We start from the raw sequence: 5,477 nt of genomic DNA on the forward strand, positions 1-5,477 counted from the left end.
TCCTCCAGCCGGCAACAGTGTGACAGATCTCCCCGGGTAAGAACGTGAACTTTCTCTCCATATACCTGTCGAATCTACCGCGGAATGTTTCGGATAGTTTAGGGCTTTGTCTTGTTATGCAGACTCATCCACATCCAACGGCCTCATTCGATTTCTGTGCGTCAGGCCAGAGATTTACCGCAGGCTTCCTCCAGATTCCCCCTCGCGAAGGACACCCTTGCCTTAAGTTAACGTTTCCCACTATCAAGGCACGTTCGGGACTTACACCCTAGAGTTCACGCCCATGCCGGGCGCACATAATAAAAGCCTTAGCTAATCAGCTAAGGCTTTTATTATGCATTGCCTAGTTCTACAATGCGATCAAATTCTTCGGGTTTTAGCGGCATTACCGAAAGACGTCCTTGCTTTACCAACGCTACATCTTGCAATAATTCGTCCGCTTTAATCATTTCTAAAGTGACCGGTTTTTTGAAAGTCTCTACAGGTACTAAATCTACAACCACCCATTTTGGATCTTCGGTTGTAGGATCTTGATAAAATTCTTTCACAACTTTTGCCAACCCCACTACTTCCTTACCTTCATTACTATGATAGAATAAAACCAAATCTCCCTCTTTCATCGCTTTCAGATTGTTGCGCGCTTGATAATTACGAACACCATCCCAAAATGTCTGACCATCTTTATTGAATTGTTCCCAACTATATTTGAAAGGTTCTGATTTTACTAAAAAATAATTCATTTTAAAAAATTCAAACGTTAGAAGTAATAATGAATTAGCCTTGTTGTTCTAAAACTTCCATCTTCTCCGCGAAATGTGCACAGTAATCACGTAAATCGCCGATTACTTTATCTGCCATTGGATCGCCACCTGATGATCTCAAGAAAGAATCGCCTAATGTTTGTAATGTTTCATAGAAAAAACGTTTCATCTCATCGTAAGGCATATCTTTAGTCCAAAGATCAATACGTAAAGAGTTTTTATACTGCGCATCCCACAAGGCTAAAAACATCGCTTTAGCAGGAAGAGCTTCTTCATTTTGACCATCTGTAGAGGACCAATTGATAGTTTCTGGCACATTATTTTCGTCCAATTCTACATTTAATTTTATCTCTGCTGTCTTCATCTATTGTAATTTCAATATAATCATCAACATTCCCACAATCAGTATAAAAGCAATTTGCAGGAACCATATTTGTTTTAAATCTTTAAATATTAGTCGAAATGCTAAATCCACTAGACAAACTACCACTATCCATATGATCAACCATCCCCAAGTGAAAATCATTTCCTGATCGAATTGCCATTCGGAAATGACCCATACCAAGATAACAGCCAATGCGATATTGAGTGGAGTAAGTTTCACCTTATGAATTCTTAAATTTCTTACCTTTCTTCTTCACGCCATCTTTATTTACAGGTTGACGTTTCATCTTTCCTGCTTTCTTCTTTGCGTTAATACGACGAGTTTCCTCGATTTTAGCTGCGTGCTTTTTCTCGTGAAAAGCTCCTTTATAGTCTGGATTATCCTTTTTCTTTTGGTTGTCTATCTCGCGAGCTATTGCTTGACGCTCTTCAAAAGGAGTTTTCTCTACAAAAACTTCTTCTGGTACTTCTGCCACAGGAATAGATTGACGAATTAACTTCTCTATTTTCTCAATATAGTACAGTTCACTTTCATTCGCAAAAGTGATCGCATCACCTTTTTGGAAAGCACGACCTGTTCTACCAATTCTATGTACGTAATCCTCGATAATAATCGGCACATCGAAATTTATTACATGACTCACATTCGATACATCCAAACCTCTAGCCGCCACATCTGTTGCTACTAAAAAACGTATCTCACCAGATTTGAAGGCATTGATGGAATTAATACGTGTATTTTGTCCTTTATTTGCGTGGATGACGCGTACATTATCTTCGCCATATTTTCTCTCCACAAAAGCATATACATTGTCTGCTACTTCTTTTGTTTTACAGAAAATAATCACACGGTGAAAAACTTCATCATTCTTGAACAAATGCTGCAACAAATTGATCTTTGTTTTCAAATTTGGAACGTGATAAAGCACTTGCGTTACACTGGTCGCTGGTGTAGCTTGCTCGCTAACCTCAATTACCGTTGGAAAAGCCAAGAAATCTCCAGCAATCTTACGCACCAACTCACTCATGGTAGCGGAGAAAAGTAAGTTTTGACGTTTACGCGGAACAATTTCCAAAATACGGTGGATCTTAGAAATAAATCCCATATCCATCATTTTATCCGCCTCGTCCATCACCAAAAATTTTAACGATTTGGTGTTAATATATCCTTCCAAGTACAACTCTAAGAACCGGCCAGGTGTTGCCACAATAATATCACAGCCTTTTTCTAACTGCTCCTTTTGTGTCTTAGGACCTAATCCGCCGAAAAGCAATACGGTACGCAAATCCAAATAAGTAGAAAACTCACGAATATTCTCCTCAATTTGCATCGCAAGTTCACGCGTCGGCGTTAATATCAACGCTCGTGGGTCATTACCCTGCGCATATTTCAATTTCATCAGCATAGGCAACACAAAAGCCGCAGTCTTACCTGTTCCAGTTTGAGCTATTCCCATTACATCTTGTCCTGCCAAGATTGGTGTTATCGCTTTTTGCTGAATTTCAGTAGGCACTTCGTACCCGGCTTCTGCTATGGCATTTAGTATTTGTCTATTGAGTTTGAAATCTTCGAATGATGCTTGCATTCGACAAAGATAGGCAAAAGCTCTGACTATCCCATTGAAAGAAAATCGCTTGAAAGTAAAGTTTAATAGCTACAAATTTTGTTTTACGACTGAATAAAGCCAATTTTGCTTCTATAAAAGAAAAATACGATGAAGAAATTAGTATTATTAGTAGTATTATGTGTCTCAACTTTGGCTACTATGGCCGATGAGGGCATGTGGTTCTTAATGCATTTGAAGCGACTTAATGAAGCTGATATGCAGAAAAAAGGTCTTAAATTGACCGCAGAGGAAATTTACAGCATCAATAACTCTAGCTTAAAAGATGCTATCGTGCAATTTAACGGTGGTTGTACTGCTGAAATCGTGTCGGCTACAGGTTTGGTGTTCACGAACCACCACTGTGGATATGGCGCTATCGCTGAATTATCTAACAAAGAAAATGATTACTTAACAAATGGTTTTTGGGCTAAGAATTATGCAGAAGAATTAAAACCAAAATCATTATATGTAAGATTCTTCGTACGCATGGATGATGTTTCTAAACGTATCTTAAGTTTAGTAAACGATAAAATGTCTGAAAAAGAACGTAACACTATCATCCAACAAGAAGTTGCTAAAATCGAAAAAGAAAACTCTGAAAATGGAAAATACGTAGTTAACGTGCGTTCATTCTACAATGGTAATGAATTTTACTATTTCGTATACCAAGATTACCACGATGTTCGATTGGTAGGTACTCCTCCAAACAGTATTGGAAAATTTGGTGGTGACACCGACAACTGGGAATGGCCTCGTCACACTGGAGATTTCTCTATCTTCCGTGTGTATGCTGACAAAGACGGTAATCCCGCTGCTTATTCCAAAGATAATGTTCCATTGAAACCTAAATACCACTTGCCTATCAGCTTGAAAGGTATCAAAGAAGGTGACTTCTCGATGATTTTAGGTTACCCAGGCCGTACTAACCGTTGGATGCCTGCTGCAGGTATTGATCAAAATGTAAACTTTGCTTATCCGGCATGGGTAGAAGCTTCGAAAGTAGGTATGGACGCGATGAAACGCCACATGGACAAAGATCAAGAAGTGAATATCAACTATGCTTCTAAATATTCTGGTGTAGCCAACTATTGGAAAAATCGTCAAGGTATGATCGATGCGTTGACAAAACACAAAACATCCGCTACTAAACGCAAAGCTGAAAATAAATTCAACAAATGGGCTAATAAAGCTGCGAACAAGGCACAATATGGCGATGTAATCAAAACTATCAATGATTACTATGAATCTACAAACTTGAAAGCTAGACATGACAACTACTTAACAGGTATGGTTCGTTCATCAACATTTGCGATGCTTCCTTCTACATTAGGAACAGGTTTATTGCAATATTCCGCAGCTAATGATGCTAAACGTCAAGAAATCCAACCTCGTATCGATGCTTTCATCGCTGACAATTACGAGAAATTATACCTTCCATTGGAAATCGATGTATTAGCAGATGAATTAAATCTGTACGTAGCAAAAGCTGGTGATAATATCGCACCTTACATCGCAGAATTAGCAAAACAAAATAACAACCAGTTTACTTCAGTAATAAAAGCAGCTTTCGACAACAGTATTTTCAGCTCAAAAGAAAAATTAGCAGCTTTTATCGCTAATCCGAATGCGGCTACAGTTGAAAATGATCCATTATACAAAATTTCAAAAGCAATTGCAGATAAATACCGCGAGAGAACAGAAGCACAACAATTAGCAGAAGATAATTTCCAAGCAGCACACCGTAAATATATTGCTGGTTTCTTAGCGCAGAATCCAAAGGCGAAGTATTATCCTGATGCTAACAGTACCTTAAGATTGACTTATGGTACAATCCGTGCTTTACCTAAAGATCCTCGTAATGATGCAAAAATCAACAATTACACAACTTTAGATGGTACTATCGCGAAATACAAACCTAATGACGAAGAGTTTGATTTACCTAAAAAGCTGATGGAATTGCATGAGAAAAAAGATTACGGAAGATATGCAGACAAAGCAGGATATATGCCAGTAAACTTCTTGTCAGACCAAGATATCACAGGTGGTAACTCAGGTTCTCCAGTATTGAATGCAAATGGCGAATTAATCGGTCTTGCCTTCGATGGTAATATCGAAGCTATGGCTGGTGATGTAATCTTCGATCCTAAATTACAACGTACTATTTCCGTAGATATTCGTTATGTATTATTTGTAATAGATAAGTTTGCAGGAGCACAAAATATCATAAATGAGCTTACAATAAAGGATTAATACACTACAAAATCACCTTTTTTTTACTAAAAAGTGTGATTTTATTGTTTTTATCTTTTTTTGTTTTGTATATTTATTACATCTTAGTAATAAAAACAGAAACTAAATTATATTTAATAAAAATGGAAAACTACACTAAATTAAAAGATCTAGTAGCTTCAATCGAAGCGGATGCTGAAAAATTCTTCAACAACGGTAACTCAGCTGCAGGTACTCGTGTACGTAAAGGTTTACAAGAAATTAAAACTTTAGCGCAAGATATCCGTAACGAAATCACAGCTAAGAAAAACGAAGGTAAATAATCTTTGTATACAGTTTTAAAAAGAAAAGGCTCACCTAAAAGGAGGGCACTGAAAAAGTTTCTATTTTTTTAAGAGACTTAAAAAAATGACTGAGTATAGTATTAAGCTTACTCAGTCATTTTTGTTTTAGGGATTTCTGGAAGATTGTTTATTAATTGTCCTTATTGTAAGTT

At 37.3% G+C, this 5,477-nt stretch carries 6 protein-coding genes; 2 read left to right on the forward strand and 4 right to left on the reverse strand.

From position 1 onward, the window contains the following. Positions 1 to 332 precede the first annotated feature (332 nt). From H8B04_RS16675 to H8B04_RS16690, 4 genes are read right to left on the reverse strand one after another with little or no spacing between them, the layout of a single operon-like run. The gene (locus H8B04_RS16675; RefSeq protein WP_165292617.1) at positions 333 to 740 is read right to left on the reverse strand and encodes an EVE domain-containing protein; all 408 of its coding nucleotides are present in this window, start codon (positions 738 to 740) and stop codon (positions 333 to 335) included. Positions 741 to 774: 34 nt separating this feature from the next. After that, entirely contained in the window at positions 775 to 1,125 is a 351-nt protein-coding gene (gldC, locus tag H8B04_RS16680; protein WP_165292618.1) for a gliding motility protein GldC, read from the reverse strand. After that, positions 1,126 to 1,365, reverse strand: coding sequence for a hypothetical protein (locus H8B04_RS16685; protein WP_165292619.1), 240 nt, complete (start codon positions 1,363 to 1,365; stop codon positions 1,126 to 1,128). It lies immediately after the preceding gene. Between the two features lies 1 nt (position 1,366). Beyond that, on the reverse strand, positions 1,367 to 2,731 hold the full coding sequence (locus H8B04_RS16690) for a DEAD/DEAH box helicase (protein WP_165292620.1): 1,365 nt from the start codon (positions 2,729 to 2,731) through the stop codon (positions 1,367 to 1,369). A 129-nt stretch (positions 2,732 to 2,860) separates the two neighbouring features. Here H8B04_RS16690 and H8B04_RS16695 point away from each other — a divergent pair, with 129 nt between their 5' ends. Then, entirely contained in the window at positions 2,861 to 5,002 is a 2,142-nt protein-coding gene (locus tag H8B04_RS16695) for a S46 family peptidase (RefSeq protein ID WP_190303051.1), read from the forward strand. 122 nt (positions 5,003 to 5,124) lie between these two features. Continuing rightward, complete coding sequence (locus H8B04_RS16700; protein ID WP_165292622.1) at positions 5,125 to 5,304, forward strand: histone H1; 180 nt, start codon at positions 5,125 to 5,127, stop codon at positions 5,302 to 5,304. Positions 5,305 to 5,477 lie beyond the last annotated feature (173 nt).

It is taken from the genome of Sphingobacterium litopenaei (assembly GCF_014692495.1).
Taxonomy (GTDB): Bacteria; Bacteroidota; Bacteroidia; order Sphingobacteriales; family Sphingobacteriaceae; genus Sphingobacterium; species Sphingobacterium litopenaei.